This is a genomic window from Pseudomonas coleopterorum, assembly GCF_900105555.1.
GTDB lineage: Bacteria > Pseudomonadota > Gammaproteobacteria > Pseudomonadales > Pseudomonadaceae > Aquipseudomonas > Aquipseudomonas coleopterorum.
Map to the genome: position 1 here is coordinate 2,507,878 of NZ_FNTZ01000001.1, position 21,578 is coordinate 2,529,455.

Sequence of the window (21,578 nt, forward strand, 5' to 3'; positions counted from 1 at the left end):
GGGATGGATCAGGGTTTGGTTTTCACCTTGGCAACGTCGCCACCGGGCAGGCCTTGCTCGGGCTCTGGGCTGAGCCAGACGTTGACACTGTCGACACTCTCTTGGTTCAACTGCCCGCTCCAACGATTCAACATGAAAAGGTTGGTAATGAAGTCATATTGGGATTTGAGCAAATCCCTGCGCGCTTTGAACTCATTCTGCACGCTGGTCAAAACGTCCACCGCATTAACCACGCCATAGGCAAAGGCTTTCTGAGCTGCAACGCTGGACTGCTGAGCCGAAGACAAGGCGTTCTTGTTCGCACGGATTTTCTCGACGCTGGCCTGCGCGGTCAGATAGGCCGTGGTCGTCTCTTTGACGACCTGCCGCCGGATGCCTTCGAGATCCTGCTCTGCGGCCAGCTGATCGTCATAGAGACCGCGCACCCGCGCAGAAGTAGACCCACCGCTATAGATGGGAACCCTTACACCCAGTGTCGCAACATAACTATCACTGCGTGGCGTCAAGGTATTGTCGTAACCCACGTCACTCTGCTGAGCACTCAGACTTACGCTCAGCTGCGGATAATGCCCACCCTTCCCTTCACGCACGGCGGCATCAGCAGCTTCGGCACCACTCTGGTAGGCCTTGAGCAACGGATTGGCCTCCATTGCCTGGGACACGAAGTTGGCCAGGGGCGCGACCGGCGCCTGCAATGCCACGTCGTTACGCACCCGGCTCAAACGCTCATCAATGCGCCGCCCGACAATCTCCGACAGCGCTTCGCGACTTACCTGCACCTGGTTACGCGCATCCACTTCCTGTGCGGCCAGGGCATCGACCCGCGCCTTGAGATCCAGCTGATCGGTGATCTTGGCCATCTGCCGTTCATACAGCATGTTTATCCGATCGAGGTTCTTCTGCGTCGCCCGGCGTTCGGCTTGCACCAGTTCCAGTTCGTCGTCGGCAGCCAAGGCAATGAAATAGCGCTTGGCCAAGTCGACTGTGGCCTCGGCATGGGCATCTTCAGCCTGCGCGCCTTTCTGCGCAGTGACGCTCTTGGACTTCTGCCAGCCCTCCCAAGCCGTCTTGTTATAGAGATATTGGGTCAGGCTCAGGGAATAGCTCTTGTTGTCATAGATTTCCCGCGCGGCGTCGTCCTTGCGCAGAATCCGGTTGACGTTGCTCTGCGCCGACAACTGCGGCAGCAAACCACCAAGCGCCTCGCGCTGTTGTTCAGAGGCAGCACGGGCCCGAGCATAGGCCGCCAGTACCCGTGGATCTTCCAGGCGCGCCTCGCGATACAGTCCAGCCAGGTCGAGCGCATAGGTCAACGCCGACACGGGCGGTTTGGGAGGTAAATCCTTGGGCACCACCGGTTCCGCGCCCGCTGCTTGCAAAACGAACATGCTCAATATCACACCAGATAGCAAACGCAGCACGATCATTCCTCGATCATCGACGTGGCGATTAGATTCTGCGCAGGCTTAAGTAGATACTCCAACATAGTGCGGTCACCAGCATTGATGAGCACTTCAGCAGGCATGCCAGGCTGCAATTTACGATCACCGAGTTTCTTCATGCCGTCTTCGGACACCTTAACGCGCACCAGGTAATAGGGATCACCTGAACGCTCGTCCTTCAACGCGTCGGCCGAAATACGGGTTACCTCGCCTTCGATTACTGGAGTAGTAGAGTTGTTGAAAGCGCTAAAACGAATATCTGCTCTCTTGCCAAGCGAAAGCCGATCGATGTCATTCGGTGCGACGTGCGCCTCGACAATCAGCTCTGCGGAAGCAGGTACGATATCTAGCAGTGGAGTAGCAGCACTGACCACACCGCCTACCGTATGCACTTTCATATCCAGCACCATGCCGCTTTCCGGCGCACGAATGACCACGCGGGACAGGCGATCGCTCAAGGCACTCTCTTTCTCCTGCAGATCAAACACCTGAGCCTGCACATCGGAAAGCTCGTTAGCCACGTCCGAGCTGAATTTCTTGTTCAGCTGCACGATCTGCATTTCTGTCTCGCTGATCTGCAGGCGGGTTTTCACAATGGTGGACTGATGATCGGCCACTTCCGTCTTGAGCATGTCCAAACGGCGCTGCTGTTCCAGCAAACGCTGATTGTCGACAAACCCCTGAGACAGCAGGTCCTTGAGCTGAACGATTTCACCGGTATAGGACTTTTCCAGATTCTGCTTGGTCTTGATCATGTCCTGCAGGCCCAGAATCTGCTGCCTCAACTGACTGATGCGCTCGCGCTGGACAGATATCTCGCTCAACCGTGAGTCATGACGCGCACTGAAGACCTGCTGCTCGCCGGCCAATGCCTCTTGGGCACGCTCCGAGTCGGTGCCGGACAAGACCACGGGCGGAATGGCCTGCAACCCGTCGCGCTCGGCGCGCAAACGAGCTTCTTTGTAGCGGGCAACGATCAACTGGTTGCGCGTGGACTCATACTCGGCACTTAGTTGTCCTTCATCCAGCACGATCAGCGGATCACCCTTCTTGACCATGTCGCCATCGCGGGCAAGCAGCTCTTTAACGATCCCGCCCTCGAGGTGCTGGACTGTTTTACGGTAGCTCTGCACCGTAACATTACCGGTGCCGTGGACCGCGTTGCCGAGCGGTGCCAGCGCAGCCCAAGTCCCGAAGATACCGAAAGTGACAAAAACAATGGTCATGCCAATGCGCCGAATGCCTCGATCGGAGGTGGGCATATCGTCAAAGTTGTGGTCGAACGTGGTAATAGCCTTGCTGGTCACTGATGAATTCCTTTCAAGCGCCATTGGGTGCAGAAGCAGCAGGTGCTGGCGCAGCGGGGCCTGCCGGAGGCGCTGGAGGCTTCGGTGCTGTTGGAGCTACGGCGCCGGGAGCGGCGGCCCCGGGCTGCGCAACACGGGCCTGCCCTTTAGCCTGCTGAGCGGCAAGCTCGGCGATGACCTTGTCTCGTTCGCCGTACAGAGAAATCGTCCCGTTCGACATCACCAGGATGCGGTCCAACCGTGAAAGTATGTTGGGGCGGTGGGAAACGATGAACACGGTGGCGCCTGTTTCCTTGATCTTCTGCAGGGCCACGCTCAATGCACGCTCACCCACTTCATCGAGGTTGGAGTTAGGCTCATCGAGCACGATCAGTCGCGGGTTGCCATAGATTGCACGTGCCAAGCCAATTCGTTGACGCTGACCACCTGAGAGGTTGACTCCGTCGCTACCGATCACTGTGTCATAGCCGTCCGGAAGCATCAGCACCATTTCATGGACGCCTGCAGTCTGTGCTGCTTGCACGACTTTTTCCGCATCGATTTTTTCGAAGCGCGCGATATTGTCGCTGATCGTCCCTTCAAAAAGCTCGATGTCCTGAGGCAGGTACCCCACATAGGGGCCTAGTTCGTGCTTGTCCCAACTACTGATGTCTGCGCCGTCGAGTCGTACAACGCCGTGCTGTGTAGGCCAAATGCCCATCAATGCACGAACGAGGGTCGATTTGCCCGCAGCGCTAGGGCCGACGATACCGACGATTGAACCGGCGGGCGCAACGAAACTGATGTTGCGGATGACCGGGGCCTTGGCGCCCGGCGGCGCAACGACGAGATTTTCGACCTGGATATGACCTTGTGGCGCTGGTAGCGGCATGCGGTCAGGCTCTGCGCTGAGTTTGTCCAGCACGCCGTTAAGGCGAGTGTACTGAACCCGCGCAGCAATGAAACCCTTCCAGCTGCTGATTATTTGATCGATCGGAGCTAGAGCACGACCTAAAAGAAGCGAGCCTGCCATCATCAGGCCAGGGTTGATCTGATGGGTGATCGCCAAATAGGCACCCAAAGCCAACATTATCGACTGGGACCAATTTCGAAATGTTCTTGAAATGGAAGAGATAGTTCCGCCTTTGTCGCTGGCGTCCGATTGCAGCATCAACACCCTGCGCTGACGTATCGCCCACCGGTTCATCAGCGTCTCAAGCATCCCCATGGATTCGATCACTTCCGCGTTGCGCAATGTCTTATTGGTTGTGACATTTGAGCTAACGCTTTCCTTGTTGGCGGAAGCGATCGCATTCGCCGTGTACCTATGGTTGGCGAACGCCAATACGATCAGGACTAAGCCCGACCCCACGGTCATCCAACCAAACCAAGGGTGAAACAGAAACATCACAGCTGTATAGATAGGAAACCAAGGGGCATCGAAAAATGCAAAAAGGCCGTTTCCAGTGAGGAACTGGCGCAGCGACGTCAGATCGTTTAGCGATTGAGCTGTTGCGTCCATGCCACCACTGCTCAACGCGCGTTTGAAGCTAGCTCGGTACACGTCGCGGCTGAGCAAGACATCGAGCCGATTGCTTATACGAACCATGATTCTGGAGCGGACCCATTCGAGCGCACCCATGGTGATCATGAGCACAGTCAGTATCAAGGTCAGCATCATCAAGGTAGAAGTGCTGCTTGCTGGAACCACCCTACCGGACACTTGGATCATGAAAAAGGTTGGCACCAGCATCAACGCGTTTACGAAGAAGCTGAAGAATCCTACCGAGAGGAAGCTGGTTTTGCAGGCCTTTAATGCTGCCTGCAGATTATTTTCACGTGGCCGACTCATAGTATCCGTACTGAAAAAATGGCAAAAACGGCGCTCAGTGTACCACTTGCTTTCATCTGATAGGAGTGAGCACCACAACTACCGACGTAGGCAGACGGCTAGCGCCCTAGCGCAAAACCCGTGGAAGCATATGGAAGCACAACAAGAAGAACTATGATTTTTTTCCTAATTTTTTATTCATCTAGGCTTCGCTGGGGACGCCTAGGCATGTCAAGCATTTCGGTGATCCTACCTAAGGCAACGATCACGAAAACCCTCAGGAAATTGGTAGTTAAATGCCAGAGCGCCAAACGAATGATCTAGCGAGAGGATATGGCGAAACGCCTCCACTGTAGTGACTGAAATCCGTCGAATTAAATTATTACATTCAAATATGATTCACAACCTATTGTTTTTTAACGTTTTTTTATTTTTTAACACGGCGTAGCAGTTTTCGTAATGAGGCTGTCTGAATATGACGGCGTCTGATGAGTTCGCTCATCAGACGCTCCTGCGGCTTTTCAGATGAGCGTGTAAGAATTTTTACATTGGGTGATTGACATACCCCCCCCTTACGCTCAATCATTCTTGCACGCAGGGACGCCGCCACTGGCCACGTTATTGTTTTTGGGCTTGTCATGTTTTTTAGATGACACAGTGTGTTTCAGCCAACAGGAAATTGGAATTCATGTCACTGCCTTCGCATGCACTAGATGGCCTGAAAATCAGCTCACGGGTTACCCTGCTAGAGCCAGGAATGTACATCTTCAGGTATGCCTCGCAGCCTCCGGTGGATAAACCAGTGTGCATCGCCCTACAGCAAGCACCATTGGGCAAGGGATCCATTGATTTCTTCCCGGCTGAAGGCGTCAGCAAGAACATGCTGACCCACTTGGGAGACACCATAGTTGCCCGAGTCAAAAGTGGCGTCGCCACTGTTTTAATCACCGAATACCATATGTTCGATGCCGAGATTGATCCCATCGATTTGCGCATTGATCGTATCGACACCTCCCCTGCCATCATGCGAAATTTTGCAGTTGTGGCCACTCCAGAGCCAAGCCCTGCAATCGAGGCAGTCGCTTCGCCCGCGTCCTTGAAACTCATTGCGCATCTACAAGGTGCTGGCGATGTGGAATCGAATAAAGGGTGGGTAGGCGAGCACGACGGCACCAAGCGCCTGGAAGGTTTTAGCGTCATCTGGGAGAACAAGCCTGCTGGCGTGGACTTAGTCTACACATCCACCGTCGCAGGCTCCGGGCCTAGTCCAAACGTCGCAGCTGGCACATTCACCGGCACGCGCGGTAAGGCATCCCCGCTTATTTCAGCAGGTTTCAGCCTCGTCGGGCCCAACCGCTCCCTTTACGAATTGTCAGGCCACATCGTGTTTTCCGGCTCCTCGCCGCAACTCGTCGTGCCCAACCAGATGATGTATGGCCCCACTGGCACCGAGCCATTGGTGGCGCTGCATCTCTCTATAGATCCCGTTACGAAGATGAACGCTCCCCGCTATAAGTCTCCTTGGGAAAACTCTGCACTGAAGCAGAAAATCAGCAGCACAGGCCAGATGGCCTGAAGTAACAGGAATTACACATGCAATACGACAGCCCTATTTCGTCCGAAACGTTCCAGACCTCTCTGACCAGCACCAATTTCTCGTCCGCAACTGCGGCCGCGATCAGTTCGTTGCTCAGCCTGGAAACCACCGAAACTGTCAACCTGGCTAGCTGGGATGGCGTTTCTGCACCTCTGACTCCTACTGGTCAGACTGCCGCTGCAGAAGTCGTTACGGGCACCATCGCTGGTCGTACTGGCGACACCGTTAACTTGGCTATTCCTGATTCGCTGGCTTCAGCCAAGGCGTTCGTACTGGACAGCAATGCTAACCTCAACGTTACATTCAATCCTGTCGTAGCTGCGGCCGCTGCAGCAGATGCATCGACTGTAAACGCCTTCAGCATCGCAGCCGCCGCTGTTGCCGCTGATCCAGCAACTGCCATCGAGTTCCTGGTCAAAACTGGCAACGGCGATGACATCATTACTGTAACCGGCGACCAGAACACCTACATCGACGCCGGCTTCGGCAACGACATCATCACTACTGGTAACGGCAACAATACTGTAGTAGCCGGCTTGGGCAACAACGTCATCACCACCGGCACTGGTAACGACACCATCGTTCTGAGCGGTGTAAACCATTCTGATGTCGTCAACACTGGCGCTGGCTATGACGTGGTTCAGCTGGATGGTTCGTCTGCCAACTACAGCTTCGTTGCAGGCAACAACTTCAACGTTACGCTGAACGGCGCTCAAGGCCTTGGCCAAACTGCTGCAATCACCGACGCTGAATTCCTGAGCTTCACTGATAGCGAAGGCGTTCTGAGCACCGTTGCTTTGGCTCATAACGATGCCGAAGCTGTCGCCCTGCGTCTGTATGAAGGTATCCTCGGCCGTGACGCTGACGTTACTGGTGCTCAGCAGTGGACTACTCAGGTCAATGCTGGCACTTCGGTGAACACCATTGCCGAGAACTTCCTGAACTCTGCCGAGTACACCGACGCTGACAACACCGCATTCATCGACACCCTGTACACCACCCTGCTGGGTCGTGGCATCGGTGAAGACACTGCTGGTGCTCAAAACTGGCTGAGCGTATTGGCCAACGGTGGCTCCCTGGTAGACGTCGTAACCGGCATCGCTACTTCGCAAGAAGCCATCGCCCAGGACAGCAGCAACGGCGAATTCGTCGAAGCTCTGTACCAAGCAGCTCTGGAGCGTACTGCCGACGCTGACGGTCTGTCGTCGTGGGTTAGCCAACTGGTGAACGGTGCAAGCCGTGCAGAAGTTGCCGCTGGCATCCTGGGTTCTTCCGAAGCAGCCGAGAAGTCGACCGACAACTTCCTGAACGACCTCTATGTAAAAGCGCTGGGTCGTACTGAAGAGCAGGCTGCTGCCGACGTTACTGGTAAAGCAGGCTGGGTCGAGGCTCTGGCTAACGGCGCCACCCATGCTGACGTTGCCATCGGCATCATCGGTTCGCAGGAAGCCATTGCTCACATCGACAACGTTGTTGTGCTGCACGGCGCGGTGTAATTCACCCTGCTAAGTCGGAAAATACGCTCGGCTGAAAGGCTGAGCGTATGTTGAAAAAAGGGGCGACTTTAGAGTCGCCCTTCTTTTTATTTTGAATGGCGAATCGATCAGCCCATGTCCAGACCCCTTGATCGTGAGCGAGAAACGCTCATGGACATTTTTCACCGTCACCGTCAGGCCAATGAGCATGACCTCGCCGCTGCAGCGCTGGAATGCGCCATGCAAACGTCCGAATACCGACCGGAGGCTTTGATCTGGAAAGGTATCGGGACATTGCCGCATGATCCGCAGTTGGCTTTTATTTTTCTAAGCAATGCAGCGCACCTGCTTCCTCATCGACCAGACGTACACGCCTTGGTCGGCCGAAGCATTCTTCTTCAGCGTCAGCCAAAGCTTGCGAAAGAGTATCTGTGGTCGGCCTGGCAGAAAAACCCAAACGACCTTTCTTTGAGAATGACTCTGTGGCAAGCCCGTAGCCAGTGTGAGTCGCCCCAGAAATTGCGCACATCAATTCTGGCGCACCTTCCTGATATCACCGAGGCGAGTGAACTCTCTTTCGTGTTGAAGTTGCTGCTCGCCCAGCCCGATGGCGCTTCTACCTTTGGCGTGGTTCGCTACAGCCCCGAGGAAAAGGAAGTTCAGGGCTGGGCCGTGGATCTACGCAATCCACAAGCTGTCCCCACTTTGGAGCTTGAGTCCAACGGGCAAACGATGTCGTTGACCGCCAATCTGGCGCATCCGCTACTGACTGCCATAGGTCTTCCCGCCACTCACGGCGGTATCCGAATCAAGGTTCCTAATCCCACGCGGGCCGTGAACATACGATTCTCAGCAGGAGCCTGCTTGCTGGGCAGCCCGGTGTCGGCGATGCCAACGTTCGTCCCGCCCCCTGCAGTTCTTGGAACAGGTACAGCTCCGTCAGTCGATGTACTGATTCCGGTATATGACGGGCTCGAGGAAACCCTCGAGTGCATCAACAGCGCGATCGCAGCTCGTAAGCTCAATCGCACACCACACCGGATCGTAGTACTGGAAGATGCCACGCCGATTCTAGGTTTGCGAAAGGCGCTCAACGTCTTGGCAGGGAAAGGCAAAATCAAGCTGGTGCAGAATCCTGTGAATCTGGGTTTCATTAGGAACATTAACCGCGGCATGGCACTCAACAGCTTGCAAGACGTGGTCTGGCTCAATGCCGATACACGAGTCCAGGGTAATTGGCTGGACCGGCTGCATGCAAAGGCGTACGCTGCGGCCGATATCGCCTCAGTTACCCCCTTTACCAACAATGGCGAGCTGATGAGCTTTCCTATTAGCCGCATTAGCGCGCCGATGCCAAATGCCATCGAACACGCCAAGATCGATGACCTGGCTCGAGAAGTGGACAGCCCTGCGGTAGAGCTAGAGACCGGATGCGGCTTTTGCCTCTATATCAAGCGGAGTGCATTGGATGTCGTGGGCTATTTGGACGAGGTGCATCTGAGTCGTGGTTATGGTGAAGAAACCGATTGGTGCCTTCGAGCGCGTCAGCATGGTTTCAGGCATATCGGAGCTCCCAACGTATTCGTCGCTCACAAAGGCGGAGTCTCCTTCAAGGAGGAAAAAGCGCTAAGGGTGGCTTATAACAACGCAATATTGCGTACGCGGTTTCCTAGCGCCGAATCCGACTATGAGGCCTTCTGCAAGAGAGATCCATTGCGGCCAGCACGCAACGCACTTCAGAGCGCTCGCCTACCTGAAATATACGATTGGCTCAAGAACCGAGGGCTGCCTAGCAACGGTGTCATACCTCTCTATGCCCACAATCAAGTGCCCGTCGATGAGCCGGTGATGCTTGAGTATCGCCAAGGTGAAGCTGGTCTGATGATCACCGTCAAGGCAATGACTACACCCTTAATGACAGTACTTGAATACAGCATGCCTAGAGATAGTGCAGATCTCCGTCAAACCATGACCGCTCTGCTGAACAATGGTGTGCGCGGCTTGGTTTGCAAAGGGACTCCTCAAGTGCCAGTCGCACTACAGGATCTACTGTGTGGATTAGATATAAGTTCCAGCGCCGACGACCTCCCCCCCATTGAGACGGTGAATATCACGTCAGACGTTCTCGAACATCGCGCGATAATAGCGGACGACCTATCCCAATCCGACGTGCTGCACAAGTGGTTGAAGATCGCGCAGGTACTTCGCAAAACGCGTTCAGTCAACGTGCTCTGCGTCGAAGGTGACGGTCCCGCGTTAGCGACACTTCGTTCAACCGGCGCCGTACTAGGCCTGCTTGCTCCATCTGGACATGACCATGCTCAATGGGCAGCATTGAGCGGTTGCGAACGATTGATCAGCCTTGACCCTGAATCGGCAAGTGATGCCTATTGCCAAACCATGACCAAGCGGTATGGTTTGCCCCTTTATATACTGGATCAAGAACCTTCAGTCGAAATCGACGCCGGGATCCGTGCACATGGATAAATCAAGGAAATAGGCCCGCAGCCTGACAGAACTATGAACGATCAAAATGCAACCTCTCGTATGTGTGGACTCATTACTGGGCTGTACGGCGACGTACTACAAGGCTGGGCACTAGACCCTTCAAAACCCGCGCTACGTCTGGTGGTCGAAGTGTTCATCGATGGGCATAGCGTAGGCTTTGCCAAAGCTAACGAATTCCATCCAGGGGCGGATGGGGGCGACGAATTCAATGGTTTCGCCCTTCAGCTTCGTGAAAGCTGGCTTTCAACCGCTAAAACCATCTCCGCACGTATCGCCAATCAAGAGAAATGGCTTGAAGGAACTGTTCACCTCCCTGCGCCCTCTCCTGCTGATCCAGCACCGGCGGCTTCACAGGTATGGCATACCGGTGGACTTAAAGTCAGTGGCTGGGCATTCGATCCTACTGATCCGAATCGAGCAGTGACCGTGACGGTCCGAGAAGGTATCAACACCGTGGCCACAGTCACCGCCGATCATCTGCATCATGCTCTAGCTTATAAGGCCAGCCGGCACCACGGCTTCGAGATTGATTTGCCGTGGGTATTAGCGGATGGAAAACTGCATAATCTCGAGGTATTAAACGACCGAGGTCAACCCCTGTCTGGTAGTCCACTGCAGCTATGCTGCTGGCCAGAAGGTATAGAGTCACTCGTACGCTCAAATGGCCACACTCGTCTAAACACGCACGGTGATACTTTGTTGGCAACTGTAGCGCGCCACCAAGAAGTACTACTTCCAAAAAGTGCTGGATTTGAGCACTATCCAGAGTGGTTTGAAGTATTTCAAGCGCCAGCACCAGCTGTAGAGGGTACACCGCTTAGATGTGGCGTAATGATAATTACCGATGGGAACAATACGCTTGAGACAATCACTCAATCAAGTGTTGCGAATCAACGGGCCGAAGTTACTCTCACTGTGCTGACCCATGAGGATGACATTACAGCGGCAATAAATAAGCTTGAGGCCCAGAAGTGTGACGCAATTATTCCCGTGATGGCTGGAGACAGATTATCCCCATACGCAGTTGATCAACTGATGGGGTTGATGACTGACGGGGTGATTTGGGGATATGGTGATTGTGATTGCGATGGCATAAATGGTGAGCGTACCTCGCCATGGTTAAAGCCGATTTGGGATATAGACCTGTTCTTAGGCGCTGACATATTTACCCCTGGCGCGGTGATACGGACCGAAGCGATCAAAAGCGTTTTCGAGCACATTCGAAAAAATACCCAGCCAGCGCGGATCAGCTGGTTAGACTTCGTTAGCGCTCTAGCTTTTTTTAGCGAAACATCAGGCTCTACCGTAGGGCATCTCCCCCGCGTAGTTTATCATCGGCATACTAGACTACCTAGAAGTCCTGTTGGGGCTGAAAGAAACATAAAAAGAGAAAAGTCGATTGGGTGGCTGGTTCAAAACCTAGTGCCCGGTTCGACTGTAAAACCAAATCACATTTATCCCGCGCTGCTAGTTCCTCAGTGGGCTCACCCCCAAACGTTTCCTAAAGTGACCCTTATGATTCCGACGCGAGATCGGGTTGATCTTCTTCGGACATGTGTTGAGGGGGTTTTGAAAAGCACCAATTATCCAAACTTAGAAATTATTATAGTTGATAATGATTCCACCGAGGATGAAACGCTCCAATATTTCGACGAACTACAAACACGGGGTGTACGCGTGCTGCCACATCCGCATGCGTTCAACTATCCTGCAGTCAATAACAGGGCTGCCGAGGTATCAACAGGCGAGCTTGTCTGCCTACTGAATAATGACATTGAAATCATAGATAGCAACTGGCTCACCGAACTGGTGAAGCATTGCCTTCGTCCCAACATAGATGTGGTAGGAGCGAAACTCCTTTGGTCGAATGGTATGGTTCAACACGGTGGAGTCGTTATAGGTATCAATGGCCTCGCCGCACACGCAGGGAACAACCTAGAAGATAGAGATCCCGGTTATCTTGGGAACAATCAGATTACACATCGCCGAACTGCAGTGACTGGCGCTTGCATGCTACTCACCAGAGAGTTGTACTTGAAACACCGCGGCATGGATGAGTTCCTTTTTCCGGTAGCTTTCAATGATGTTGATCTCTGTTTGAGAATTACGGAATCTGGAGGGCGTATTTTGTGGGTAGCTTCCAGCAAGCTAATTCACGCAGAATCTGCAAGCCGTGGCAAGGACATTAGCGCCGAGAGGCGAAGTAGAGCAAAGCGAGAGCAAGATTACTTCATAAGAAAATGGTCCGTAATCAATAGAAGCGATCCTTTCTATCACCCTTCTCTTTCTCATGATTATTTGACTGGGCCATATTCAGGTCTAGCATTACCACCAACTAACAACTCAATCAGATACAGCTACTCAGTTCTAACCTCAACTGAGCAGCGAGAAATGGAAAGATTGAAAGGATGAAGAATTCATTCGCAGAACTAAATGACGGCGAATATAGCCCATGGCGCCGATCCATGCCATTGAAGTCAACGACAGTATCCTTTTGATGAATACACCATTACGTGACAACATGAACGATAGACATTCGTTACCAAGTAGTAACACACACACTCAATTTGATGCTGTATTCTATCGAACTTGGTTTCCCGACGCGTCGCAGCTGGACGATGTAGCGGCTAGGGAAAATTGGGAGGAAAACAAAGCATCGAGGCCACCCAACTTCAATAGCCTGCTGAATAGCAGAGGACTTTCTCTTTCTACCATCCCTAAGGATACAGATTGGGATCTCTATGTTTCTAAGCATCACAAGCTTAAAGAGCCCAGCACATCTCAGTACCATATACTTTTCAGTTATTTAAGGAAACAGCAAGCCGAAAAGCTCCGAGATTTTCATTTTGTGCGATCCTATTACAAGTCACTTAGCGCATATAACGATAAGGATTTGAATTCACTTTTCATGAATAGTGAACATGGCGCCTATGTGGGTTCCATACGCGAACTGCTAGAAGCCTATGGATTCGAACCAAACGTTATAGGCTACCTATATTCAAAAAATATCATCCCAATTGCAGCATCGGAAAACCTCGGCTGGGACTGGGATAAATTCATTGACCAGTTGATGATGCAACCCGTTCGGAAGCATACCTTTAGCAATAGTGCATTAACAAACGCAGAACTATACATTTTACTTGCGTGGCACGCGCATCGCAGTGGGCTTGAAGCCAAAGCAGAACAGTTATATAGAATTGCAAAGGAAATACATGCTGACTGTGCGATGATTAAGCAATGGACTAGTAAAGTCACGCTATCCACGTCTAGCTACATATTTTCACCCAATAACTGTGTTGATACGCTTTTTTATAGATCTCGTTACGAGGACCTCAGCCTCAGCGACGTTACAGGCTTGGAAAGACATTGGCAAACGCATGGCTTTGCTGAGCATAGAGCTCCGACCCTAGAGCATGAGCTGCATTTATTGCATCTCAACATACAAGATCTGCCCATGGGTTTCGACTGGCGCAGCTTTTTGAAAGAATATGAGATTGATGGTAACAGACCTTGGGCGAGCAGAAACTTTGCCATAATCTCATACCTCCAGCTGGTTAAAGAGGGAAAAGCGTATGAGCATAGTTTTTATACCAGCTACTACGTGGATGCCCTGAGGTTATCAGCCGATCCAAGCCAAGCTTTCGCTCACTGGTCAACTAGCGTGTCGGGCTCCGATCGTCGTATCGGTAACCTTACTCAATATTTGACAAGCCTAGATTTGCCTATAGGCAAAATTCCGAGTTGGCTTGATTTCGAGGAAATCAAAGAAATCAATAGTGAATGGAGCAAACCATATTGGGATACTATCGCCCACATCCTCCGCTCCGCATCGCTTCCACTACTGAAAGTCACAAAGGACTCGATGCGCAACGCTGATTTTTACTATGAAATCGGCAATCATTACGAGCACTTGGGAAATCTCGATAGGGCACATGAAATCTACATCGGACTACTTGAGTTTGCCAGCCATACATTCACATTAGAGCATCTAGGCAATATATACTACCGCGCTGGATTATATTCCAGGGCGATGAGCAAATACCTGAAGGCAGTTTCAAATGGAAACTGTTCAGAGTGGGCATATATCAACGCCTTGAGATGCGCAACCAAAAATATCAGCACTGCGGCAATCACAGTGAGCATATGCTCTTCAGCGATCGACAATCTCACAGATCCAAAGCTGATAGAAGAATATATTGGCGAGATCGTTGATACGCTATGGACTGAAGCATCTAAACAAATTGATATTTATTTACATCAAAACAAAAGATCTGAAATAATAGATACCGTTTTTGAAACAGCTAAGGTTATCGATGCTTTATATTCAACACTGACGATTGGGAAATCGAAGCGACGGTACGAAGGAGCGCTTAACTCGGAAAAGGTTCTTATTGTGGGAGATTTCTTCCTACCTCAATGCAAACGATACCGTATTCATCAAAAGCTTGAACAGCTGGAGGCAGCCGGATACAGCGCAACCGCGGTCTCGTGGGTGGATGCCGATCTGGCACTGCAGGAAATCGCTCTGCATGATATTTGTATTTTCTATAGAGCACCTGCGCTCCCCAATGTAGTTAAAGTCATTTCAACCGCTAAAGCTATGGGCAAAGTAGTGGTGTATGAAACAGATGATCTTATTTTTGATGGTGCATATCCACCGCCCATAGAAACATACGGGGGATATATTAGCGAAGCTGAGTACAAAGATCTTGTAAAAGGAATGAGTCTCTACAGGGCAGCTGCTAAGCTCTGCAATTATGCTATTGGATCCACACAACCATTAGTAAATGAGCTCGCCAAACTAGTCACATCAGGCCGATGCTTCCTACATCGGAACGCTTTAGATAAGCAAAACGTGATTCCAGGACCTCCGCCCCAGAAAATCAATCGTGACCATGTCAATATCTTCTATGGCAGCGGCACCAAAGCGCACAATAGCGATTTTATCGAAACCGCACTTCCCGGCTTGAAAAAGCTGATGAGCGAACACACGGTGACAAGGCTCGTCATCGTCGGTTACTTAAATTTACCAACTGAGTTCTTAAAGCTTTTTTCTGATCGAATCGTACAAATCCCCCTTACTGATTCCGTGGAAACGTATTGGTCTTATCTTTCAGCCGCCGACATCAATCTCGCGGTACTTATTCCAGACGCGTTAACTGACTCCAAGAGCGAGCTTAAATGGTTCGAGGCCGCAATCTACGGCATACCATCCGTTGTCAGCCCGACACAGAACTACATAGATGTTATAAATGAGGGTGAAGACGGATTAATCGCTTTTGACCTTGAACATTGGTATGAAAAGCTTGAGCAGCTGGTGCGCTCGCCTGAATTGCGTCACCGCATTGGCGACGCTGCATATAGGCGCGTCGTGAAAGATTACGGAGTTCCAAAAATGTCTCAACAGCTGAGAAGTACGCTTGACCTATTGGTCGAGCTACAAACGTCTGTCAATAATCAGCGCAGTGAAAGATCCCCGTCATGAGCACTAAGAAAAAAATAGCACTCGTAAATGTATTTTTTGCTCCCCAGTCTATCGGAGGGGCTACACGTGTCTTGATGGATAATTTCGATCTGCTTCGCAAGGGTTATGCGGAGGATTATGATCTCGTTGTTTTTACCAGCGATCACGGTTCTCAAAAACCGCACACCTTAACCACCTATCTTCATGAAGGTGTAAGGGTGTACCGTGCAGGCATCGTCTACAGAATTAATATGGACTGGAACCCCCACGATCCGGTGATGGGAGAATTATTCTCGAAATTTCTAGAGCTGGAAAAGCCGGATATTGTGCATTTCCATTGTATTCAACGACTGGGATCGGGCATTGTTGAAGCGACTATAGCGATGTCTATACCATACATAGTAACTATACATGATGCTTGGTGGATATCAGACTATCAGTTCCTGATGGATCGGGAATCTAATGTTTATCAAGATGGCCACCCTGACGTATTTGCTCCACTGCTAACGCCCGAGGGAGTTTCCACACAAGAGTCGCTTAATCGGCGCACGCATCTCAAAAGTCTTTTGAGCAAAGCTTCTTCTGTGCAAGTTGTCTCACAAGCGTTTGAACAAATTTACAATCATAATGGTGTAATAAATACAGTTCCGAATCCTAATGGCATCAATTCACGCGAATGGAAGAAAAGAGCTACGTCATACACGAATAAAATTTGTATTGCCCATATTGGAGGAATGGCGGAACATAAGGGCTATCATATATTCAAACAAGCTCTTCTTGCGCTACCTTATAAAAATCTCGAAGTGTTAGTGGTCGATCATTCCGTACCCTCAAATCATGTTGCGAAAGACATGTGGGGTACAGTTCCGGTGAAATACATCGGAAAGGTTCCGCAAGAAAAGATTGAAGACCTTTACGCGCAGATGGACGTATTGGTTGCTGTGTCAATTTGGCCTGAAAGCTTTGGCCTCGTGACGCGCGAAGCTACTGCGGCTGGCGTTTGGGTAATAGCCTCCAATATAGGAGGCATCGGCGAGGATGTTGTCCAAGGCGTTACAGGAGTGGTGATTCCTCCAGCATTAAACGCGTTAATCGAAGTGTGCCACCATCTCGACCAATTAGGTACTCCACCTAAAGTTCCAAAACATGCAAAGGAGCAGATCCGCACAGTTCGTACTCAAGTTGATAAAGTGGTCGAAACCTATGGCCAGATTCTTCATGGAGGCGAGACAACGGGTGATTAAACAGCAACGATCTTATTGGGGTCATCTAGATGGCTACGCCGATGGACGCATCACGGGTTGGGCGTTAGATCGACTGAACTCCGTTAAAGCCCCAAGACTAATTTTTCTGATAGATGGGAAGCGTGTTGGCTCCTTGAAGCCGCGGCAGTTCCGATCAGACCTAGTGGCGTCAGGCATTGGAGACGGACATCATGGCTTTTCGTTCAAAATTCCCGATACGTATTTGCGGGCAGAGTCGTTTACGGTAAGTGTATTTTTTGCAGATGATTCTCAAGGACTTCAAGCAATTACCGGCTCCCCTGCAACTTATCAACATGGACCTAACATAAAAATAGTTGGAGCATTCTCCGTAGGTTGGGATGGGGTTGTACGAGGCTGGGCAACCCACCTCCCAGCATCCAAGGAAGATCTAGGTTTAGTCGTTCAAGTAGATGGCATCGCTGTAGGCACTGTTTTCACAGACATAGAGCGTCCTGACGTTAAACTTGCGGGGCTGGCCGATAGTAGGTGTGGCTTTCAGTTCGTATTATCTCCATCAGATTGCTTACGGGATATCGTAGACGTTTTGGTATTGGACCAAAAGACTGGAGCTAGCCTGACAGCTGGACCAGCCAAATTCAATGCGGGTAGCTCATATCTAAAAAAGCAACGTGCGTCAGACTTAGACTCCTACCTATTCCAGCTAGACAAATCCTCTCCGCAACTGACATCTACGATTTGCATATCAATACTCCTTCCAACCTACCGGTCTGATCTCCACTACCTATCTCTAGCGATAGAGTCTGTGCTGAACCAAAGTTATCAAAACTGGCAGCTATGCATTGCAGATGATGGTTCCAATTGTGTCAAGCTGAAATCTCTCCTACTGCAATATAGTCAATCAGATCCGCGGATCTCCTGTGTTTTTATGGCAGAAAACCGACACATTAGTGAGGCTACCAATGCCGCTCTCGCTCTCGCACAGGGCGAATACATCGGGTTACTTGATCACGACGACGTTTTGCATAAAGATGCCATTTTTCATGTAGTAGGCGCTATTCAGTCTAATCCAAAAGCCGTGCTCTTATATACAAATGAAGACAAATGCGATGGCACAGGCGCGAGATATGACCCATATTTCAAGCCCGGCTATGATCCGGAGCTTATGTACAGCCAAAACTATATTAGTCATTTTGGTGTGTATAAAACAGATTTGGTGCGAATGATCGGGGGGTTTAGGCGGGGATATGAAGGAGCCCAAGACTATGATCTGGCGCTTAGAGTCACACGCAATGCCTCACAACAGCAGATAGTTCATATCAACCAAGTCCTCTACCACTGGAGAGCGCTAAAGACTTCTACGGCGTCTTCGATAAGTACAAAGGCCTACGCAAAAATCGCTATGCGGAAGGCTATTTATAGTCATATCCGGGCTAAGGGAGAATCCGGAAAAATTAAGTTTAGCCACGATGGCCAGTATATGCAGTTCAAACCATCAAACAGCACACGGGAGCAGAAATATATATTAATAATTAGTACTAAAGTCATAAATTACGGCACTTTGAAACTCTTGCAGGACCTCCCTAGCGGACTCAGAGACAACATACAAATTCACATAGTACAATGCTCTTCACCTGGTCAAGCTATTGCAAATATTGTCCTTTTTAACTTATTTAAGGTGATGCTGCATCACGTCTCGCCCAACAAATCACTTGCTCAAATCCTTGATGAGGTACTCTATCATCACAAACACGGCATAGTAATTTATTCCTCTTCTAGCGTCACTCGCCATGCTGCTTATCCTCATTGGTTTAAAACTCTGACCAGCCATGCTAACCGTAAAGAAATTGGATTTGTAACTCCGCGAATTCTTAATAGCAATGGAGACCTATTGCATTATGGTGACACTCGCCAATGCAAAAGCAGCCTAAAAGAAACCGCCCCCCCCGACAATGCATTTGGACAACTTGAGCTTGCGAAAACTGCACGATCTATTAGCTATTGGATGTTTTCAATACGCACTGAGACCTATAAGCGCGTGAGATCACACTGCCCTGAACAGTCTTCCGACGTCCCGCTCAGCCTAGATTCCATGGCTGAGATTAGTACACAGCTAGGCTTCCGCAATATAGCTATCCCGTGTAATGTGATTTTCGAAAAAGATTTCTAGCACTTCCTATTCAACATCATCTGAAGAATTTTATGGACAATACTCTCAGCAGCATCGAAGAATACAACGCACTCCTTGTACAAGGAGTGCAATGGCGGAACGACGGAAATTTTGAACTAGCTGAAAAAGCTCTGGTTCTCGCATGCAAGTCTATGCCCCTCGAGTGGCAAGGCTATTATGAGCTCGCTCTCATTTATGAAATAAGAAAAGATTCACTAAATCTCAGACAGTGTCTCGAACATGCTTTAACCCGCAACCCAGGGCAAATAGATACCATCCATAAGCTACTTACGCTCGTCATACTGGATGATAACGACAAAGATTATTTCAAGTTTATATCAATTATCGATTTTTCGCACGAATTGATCATCGAGAGAGTATGCGCACTTGATGAACTCAGGAGATTTAGAAAGCTGCATCCCATAGCTAGTATCCAAGAGGGTCATCAGCAAATAGTCGAGCAGTCAGAGGGTTGGATTTTCGTTGAGGACGTCATACAACGTATGCGAGAGGCACTTCATAACCGAGAGGGTTTCGCATTCATCAGACTCGGCGATGGGGAAGGCACTTGGTTGAACCACGACAAAGCAGATGAGATTCTTTATCATACCATGCGAAGTATCAATAGGACTGAATTTTGGAATATATGGTACGGAGAGGAGGTTGCTGTCCATCGATACAGCTTTTTGTCAATTATGCATAACCTGGCGTTCCGATTAGGTGAAGCTGATATTTTGGGGATTCCCCCGTTGACATGGTTGGAACATGAGCACGCTATCGGCAGCCTTCGGGGGCTTCCTGGCACCGTCAACGTAGTGAAATTACTAGCTGCTAACTCCGCAATTCTTGAGAACATGTCACTGTGCACTCAACTGATGCATTATGAATTATCAAACCATCCCGATTTTTTAGAGTTTCTATGCAATCTTGATCGAATCGCGATTATTTCTTGCCACCCTGAAACCGCCCAACTGATGCAATTGAAGTTTGGCATTCTCGACGTTCTCTACATCCCTGTCCCAGGTGAGCCGTCACGCGCACATTTGCTTGGTGAAAACTCTGTTAAAGGCCAACATTATCCCGATGGTTTCTATCAAACCCTACAATCAATCAATACGGTCGACTTCACCGGACTCGTATGTCTTGTAGGTGGAGGCATACTTGGCAAGCTCTATAGCTTGGAAATAAAAGCTCGTGGCGGTATTGCAATAGATGTCGGCTCTGTCATGGACAAATGGCTGAACAAACCAACTCGTCCGGATTTTTTCTAAATGAAAGCTACCAACATTACAGTAGTGGGCACAGGTTATGTTGGACTTGCGAATGCAGTCATGTTAGCCCGTCATCACAATGTGATCGCTTACGACATTTCAGCATCAAGAGTCGATCTTATAAACAGCAAATCGTCGACTGTCATCGACCCGGATATAAACCATTTTTTCGCAAATGAAGATTTGCGACTATCTGCAACTACATGTCCGCAACACGCATATGCAAATGCAGAGTTCATAATCATTGCAACGCCAACCGACTACGACCCGGAACTCAATCATTTCGACACAAGCAGCGTGGAGCAGGTTATTTCTGACTCTCTCAGAATATGTCCTACTGCGATTATAGTTATAAAATCCACCGTGCCTGTCGGCTTCACTGAAGAAATGAAAACTCGTTATCCGTCCGCAGATATTGTGTTTTCACCTGAGTTCTTAAGAGAAGGCTCATCACTACATGACAATCTGTTTCCATCTCGTATTATAGTCGGGGGTAAGGGACCTTCTGCACATTTATTTGCAGACATTATCCTAAATGCCACTGAGCGCGGTGACGCCCCTACCCTTGTTGTCGAATCAACCGAAGCTGAAGCGATCAAATTATTTGCAAACACATATCTCGCTATGCGTGTTGCCTTCTTCAACGAGCTCGATACCTATGCTCAAATCAAAAAACTAGACTCGCGCAATATAATTCGAGGTGTAGGTTTAGATCCGCGGATTGGCCTGCATTATCATAATCCGTCTTTTGGCTATGGCGGATACTGCTTACCTAAAGACACCAAACAATTACTTGCGAATTACACAGCAGTTCCTAATAATCTTATCAAGGCGGTCGTTGATGCAAATAGCACCAGAAAAGATTATATCGCCGATTCTATCATTAAGCTGAAACCTAAGTGCGCTGGCATCTACAGACTCACGATGAAGACTGGCTCTGATAATTTCAGGGCTTCGTCGATTCAGGGTGTAATGAAGCGACTCAAAGCCAAAGGCATCGACGTGATAATATATGAACCAGCACTTAAAGATGGTTCATTTTTTAATTCAAGGGTCATCAATGACCTTGAGCTATTTAAGTCTCAAGCAGACTTGATCATTGCAAATAGACTCTCACCTGATCTAGCTGATGTCATAGACAGAGTCTATACCAGAGATCTATTTGGACAAGACTAAGCTATAGCCTGTTTGGCCGCGCAATTGTCAGTGGCATTTCTAGGTGTCGCTGACAGTAAAAACCACCTTCATGCTCATTTTCGCCACGCCGTAAGTGTGCATTTTTCGCTGACTATTACATTCATGCTTGCACTA

Annotated in this window: 12 protein-coding genes; 9 read left to right on the forward strand and 3 right to left on the reverse strand. The window is 49.9% G+C overall.

The window, feature by feature from the left end; genetic code table 11:
- Window positions 1-8: 8 nt before the first annotated feature.
- The 3 genes from BLV18_RS11205 to BLV18_RS11215 are packed head-to-tail and all read right to left on the reverse strand — an operon-like array spanning window position 9 to window position 4,580.
- Complete coding sequence (locus BLV18_RS11205) at window positions 9-1,427, reverse strand: TolC family outer membrane protein (protein WP_090358546.1); 1,419 nt, start codon at window positions 1,425-1,427, stop codon at window positions 9-11.
- A complete protein-coding gene (locus tag BLV18_RS11210) occupies window positions 1,424-2,749 on the reverse strand; it encodes an HlyD family type I secretion periplasmic adaptor subunit (RefSeq protein WP_090358548.1) in 1,326 nt (441 codons plus the stop codon). The genes BLV18_RS11205 and BLV18_RS11210 overlap by 4 nt, the downstream gene beginning before the upstream one ends.
- Before the next feature lie 13 nt (window positions 2,750-2,762).
- Entirely contained in the window at window positions 2,763-4,580 is a 1,818-nt protein-coding gene (locus BLV18_RS11215; protein ID WP_090358550.1) for a type I secretion system permease/ATPase, read from the reverse strand.
- A gap of 736 nt (window positions 4,581-5,316) precedes the next feature.
- Between BLV18_RS11215 and BLV18_RS11220 the strand changes: the two genes are divergently transcribed.
- The 9 genes from BLV18_RS11220 to BLV18_RS11260 all read left to right on the forward strand — a co-directional run bounded on the left by BLV18_RS11220 (window position 5,317) and on the right by BLV18_RS11260 (window position 21,443).
- Window positions 5,317-6,135: a hypothetical protein gene (locus BLV18_RS11220; protein WP_167375981.1), complete on the forward strand. Its 819-nt coding sequence runs from the start codon at window positions 5,317-5,319 to the stop codon at window positions 6,133-6,135.
- 17 nt (window positions 6,136-6,152) lie between these two features.
- Window positions 6,153-7,652 (forward strand): DUF4214 domain-containing protein, encoded by a 1,500-nt coding sequence (locus BLV18_RS11225; protein ID WP_090358552.1) that lies wholly within the window; start codon window positions 6,153-6,155, stop codon window positions 7,650-7,652.
- Between the two features lie 150 nt (window positions 7,653-7,802).
- Window positions 7,803-10,118: a glycosyltransferase family 2 protein gene (locus tag BLV18_RS11230; protein ID WP_167375938.1), complete on the forward strand. Its 2,316-nt coding sequence runs from the start codon at window positions 7,803-7,805 to the stop codon at window positions 10,116-10,118.
- A gap of 33 nt (window positions 10,119-10,151) precedes the next feature.
- Window positions 10,152-12,551: a glycosyltransferase family 2 protein gene (locus BLV18_RS11235; protein WP_090358554.1), complete on the forward strand. Its 2,400-nt coding sequence runs from the start codon at window positions 10,152-10,154 to the stop codon at window positions 12,549-12,551.
- 40 nt (window positions 12,552-12,591) lie between these two features.
- The gene (locus BLV18_RS11240) at window positions 12,592-15,624 is read left to right on the forward strand and encodes a glycosyltransferase family protein (protein WP_090358555.1); all 3,033 of its coding nucleotides are present in this window, start codon (window positions 12,592-12,594) and stop codon (window positions 15,622-15,624) included.
- Complete coding sequence (locus tag BLV18_RS11245) at window positions 15,621-16,847, forward strand: glycosyltransferase family 4 protein (protein WP_090358556.1); 1,227 nt, start codon at window positions 15,621-15,623, stop codon at window positions 16,845-16,847. Before BLV18_RS11240 ends, BLV18_RS11245 begins: the two co-directional genes overlap by 4 nt.
- Window positions 16,807-18,996 (forward strand): glycosyltransferase family 2 protein, encoded by a 2,190-nt coding sequence (locus BLV18_RS11250; RefSeq protein ID WP_167375939.1) that lies wholly within the window; start codon window positions 16,807-16,809, stop codon window positions 18,994-18,996. Before BLV18_RS11245 ends, BLV18_RS11250 begins: the two co-directional genes overlap by 41 nt.
- Before the next feature lie 32 nt (window positions 18,997-19,028).
- On the forward strand, window positions 19,029-20,267 hold the full coding sequence (locus tag BLV18_RS11255) for a GT-D fold domain-containing protein (RefSeq protein WP_090358558.1): 1,239 nt from the start codon (window positions 19,029-19,031) through the stop codon (window positions 20,265-20,267).
- Window positions 20,268-21,443 (forward strand): nucleotide sugar dehydrogenase, encoded by a 1,176-nt coding sequence (locus BLV18_RS11260; protein ID WP_090358559.1) that lies wholly within the window; start codon window positions 20,268-20,270, stop codon window positions 21,441-21,443.
- Window positions 21,444-21,578: the final 135 nt, after the last annotated feature.

Coding starts and splice junctions, on each gene's coding strand:
- BLV18_RS11205 (WP_090358546.1), bottom strand. CDS start 1,427: ATGATCGTGCTGCGTTTGCTATCTGGTGTGATATTGAGCATGTTCGTT.
- BLV18_RS11215 (WP_090358550.1), bottom strand. CDS start 4,580: ATGAGTCGGCCACGTGAAAATAATCTGCAGGCAGCATTAAAGGCCTGC.
- BLV18_RS11220 (WP_167375981.1), top strand. CDS start 5,317: ATGTACATCTTCAGGTATGCCTCGCAGCCTCCGGTGGATAAACCAGTG.
- BLV18_RS11225 (WP_090358552.1), top strand. CDS start 6,153: ATGCAATACGACAGCCCTATTTCGTCCGAAACGTTCCAGACCTCTCTG.
- BLV18_RS11230 (WP_167375938.1), top strand. CDS start 7,803: ATGGACATTTTTCACCGTCACCGTCAGGCCAATGAGCATGACCTCGCC.
- BLV18_RS11235 (WP_090358554.1), top strand. CDS start 10,152: ATGAACGATCAAAATGCAACCTCTCGTATGTGTGGACTCATTACTGGG.
- BLV18_RS11240 (WP_090358555.1), top strand. CDS start 12,592: ATGGCGCCGATCCATGCCATTGAAGTCAACGACAGTATCCTTTTGATG.
- BLV18_RS11245 (WP_090358556.1), top strand. CDS start 15,621: ATGAGCACTAAGAAAAAAATAGCACTCGTAAATGTATTTTTTGCTCCC.
- BLV18_RS11250 (WP_167375939.1), top strand. CDS start 16,807: ATGGCCAGATTCTTCATGGAGGCGAGACAACGGGTGATTAAACAGCAA.
- BLV18_RS11255 (WP_090358558.1), top strand. CDS start 19,029: ATGGACAATACTCTCAGCAGCATCGAAGAATACAACGCACTCCTTGTA.
- BLV18_RS11260 (WP_090358559.1), top strand. CDS start 20,268: ATGAAAGCTACCAACATTACAGTAGTGGGCACAGGTTATGTTGGACTT.